Annotated in this window: 1 protein-coding gene; it reads right to left on the bottom strand. The window is 50.5% G+C overall.

Going from position 1 to position 2,295, the window contains the following annotated elements; all coding sequences use genetic code 11:
- Positions 1-356 precede the first annotated feature (356 nt).
- The gene (locus LKK83_RS00905) at positions 357-2,177 is read right to left on the bottom strand and encodes an asparagine synthetase B family protein (protein ID WP_324628843.1); all 1,821 of its coding nucleotides are present in this window, start codon (positions 2,175-2,177) and stop codon (positions 357-359) included.
- Positions 2,178-2,295 lie beyond the last annotated feature (118 nt).

The raw sequence follows: 2,295 nt of genomic DNA, 5'->3' as shown, positions 1-2,295 counted from the left end.
AGCCCCGGTTTATCCCCCCTAGCCCCCCTTTGAAAGGGGGGAACCGGATATCCCCTCTAGCCCCGGTTTGAAAGGGGGGAACCGGATTATCCCCCCTAGCCCCGGTTTATCCCCCCTAGCCCCGGTTTGAAAGGGGGGAATTGGATTATCCCCCCTAGCCCCGGTTTATCCCCCCTAGCCCCCCTTTGAAAGGGGGGAACCGGATTATCCCGCCGTCAAAAATTAGGGCACGGCAGTGCCGTGTCCCTACGAATAGCCCTCGCTATTATGAAATATATTTAAGCCCCCCTTTCAAAGGGGGGTTTGGGGGGATGATCCGAAGCCCCCCTTCCAAAGGGGGGTTTGGGGGGATATAACTACTCTAAGCTTCGCAGCCAATAAGCGAAGAGCAAAGTCCGTTCCAAGGCAATAATATCAGGCGGAGAAATTGGTGACGGAGATGTCAACAAGGCCAATAAGCGATCGCAATTTACATAGTCCGACAACCCTGGGGTATTTTGCAACAAATCCCCAATCCAGACATCCACCATATTCCGCATCATAGGGGAATAAGTATCTTGAAAGTGAAACACTTTTTTCGGTCGCTGAAGAATCTGTTGGGGCAACTTTTCTTGCATCGCTTCACGCAAGATATTTTTATTCACCAACCAAGGTACTGGGGGAATCGCAATCAGATAATTGACTAAGCGCAAGTCGAAAAATGGATGATAGTGTTTAATTGCTACGCCGGTGTAACTTGGCTCTAAAGTTTCAAATAAATTCGACCAAAACGGCGAGTGAGCCATGCCGTACCGAGAGATTTTGTCTACAGAGTCATCGCCGATTTCTCGCTGTCGCGCCGATAAGTCTAGCCGTCGCGAAAAACTCGGTTCTACCCAAGTGGGAAAGGACTGTTTTGCACGGCTAATTTTGCGCCAATATCCCAAGCCGCGCCGCCAATAAAATAACGGATGTCGATATAAGGATATGGCGTGGAATTGTACGGCAACCCATTGGGCAAATAAGCCATGTTTGAACCATTCTAACCAGAAGAATTCCCCAAATCGCAATCCCGGATCGCCCCCAAATCCAGTGAGGACGACGGGTGCTTTGGCGGCACAATTTTTGGCGAGTTCGAGTTGGGAATTGCGGGCGGGAATGCCAGCAGCCGGTTCGGGAATGGGAGTTTCTGGGTATTTTGGCGGGATGGCGGAAATGTAACCGGAACCGTCGAGAACGTGAATGGGAATGCCGATATGTTTGGCGACCATCGCTGCATAGGTGTCTTCTTCCGGCATCATCGAGCGATCGCTCATTGTAAAAGAGTGAAACTCAAACGGTTTCCCCTTTTCTTCTAACACTTGATAGGCGGTGGCAGCGACACTGGTCGAATCCATGCCGCCACTAATATGAGTGGTAACGGTCGCCGACCTCAAGCGGTCTGCCACTGCCTGCTGAAATAGTTCGGCAAAATGTTCCACATATTCTTCTTGTCGCCGATAGCGAATTAACGGCAAACAGCGGGGTAATTGCCAATAGGGTTGAATTTCTAGTTTTCCCCGCGTCCAGGTTAATGTATGGGCGGGAGGCAAGCGACGAATATCGGCAAAACTGGTGGTATCCCATGCCATATTCATGTTAAATAGCAAGAAATCTCCGATCGCCCGTTGGTTTAATTTCGCCGTAACCCCTGGATGCAGACGAATGCAGTTGAGGGTATTGCTGCAAATCAGAGTTTTGTCAATTCGGGCATAGTAAAAAGGCACGATGCCAAAGTGGTCTCGGGCGCAAAATAGCCGTTGCTTGGTATCGTCCCAAATAATAAAGACAAAATCTCCCATGAGATGCTCGACGCAAGCGGTATCCCAGACTCGATAAGCGTGTAAAATCAGTTGGGCGTCGGAGATGTTCTCGGCAACTGGGCAACCTCGATCGCATAATTTTTGCCGCAAGTTGGCGCGATCGTCGATGCGGGCGTCGGCAACAATCCACTGGGAGTCCCCTTCGGGTACACTCAAGGGTTGGCGATCGCTTTGTGCGGTAGTTCGCAACAGAGTATGTCCGAGTCCCACAGAACCCTGACACCACACCTGTTGGGCGTCGGGGCCGCGAAATCCCAGAAATTCGGTCATTTGATTTAAAAGCGGGCGATCGCATGGACTGCGATCTTCTTTGACAAGACTGACAATGCCACTCATGGATTAAACCATTTTAATAAAGTTCTACGATGAAACCAGATTCTTAAGCCCCCCTTTCAAAGGGGGGTTTGGGGGGATTTGATTTAGCCTCAGAAGAATCCCCCCAAGCGTCCCCCCT

It is taken from the genome of Phormidium sp. CCY1219, assembly GCF_035615515.1.
Classification (GTDB): Bacteria; Cyanobacteriota; Cyanobacteriia; order Cyanobacteriales; family Laspinemataceae; genus CCY1219.
The sequence above is the reverse complement of the archived record's forward strand: the minus strand, read 5'-3'. Positions and strand labels throughout refer to the sequence as shown.

Coding starts and splice junctions, on each gene's coding strand:
- LKK83_RS00905 (WP_324628843.1), bottom strand. CDS start 2,177: ATGAGTGGCATTGTCAGTCTTGTCAAAGAAGATCGCAGTCCATGCGAT.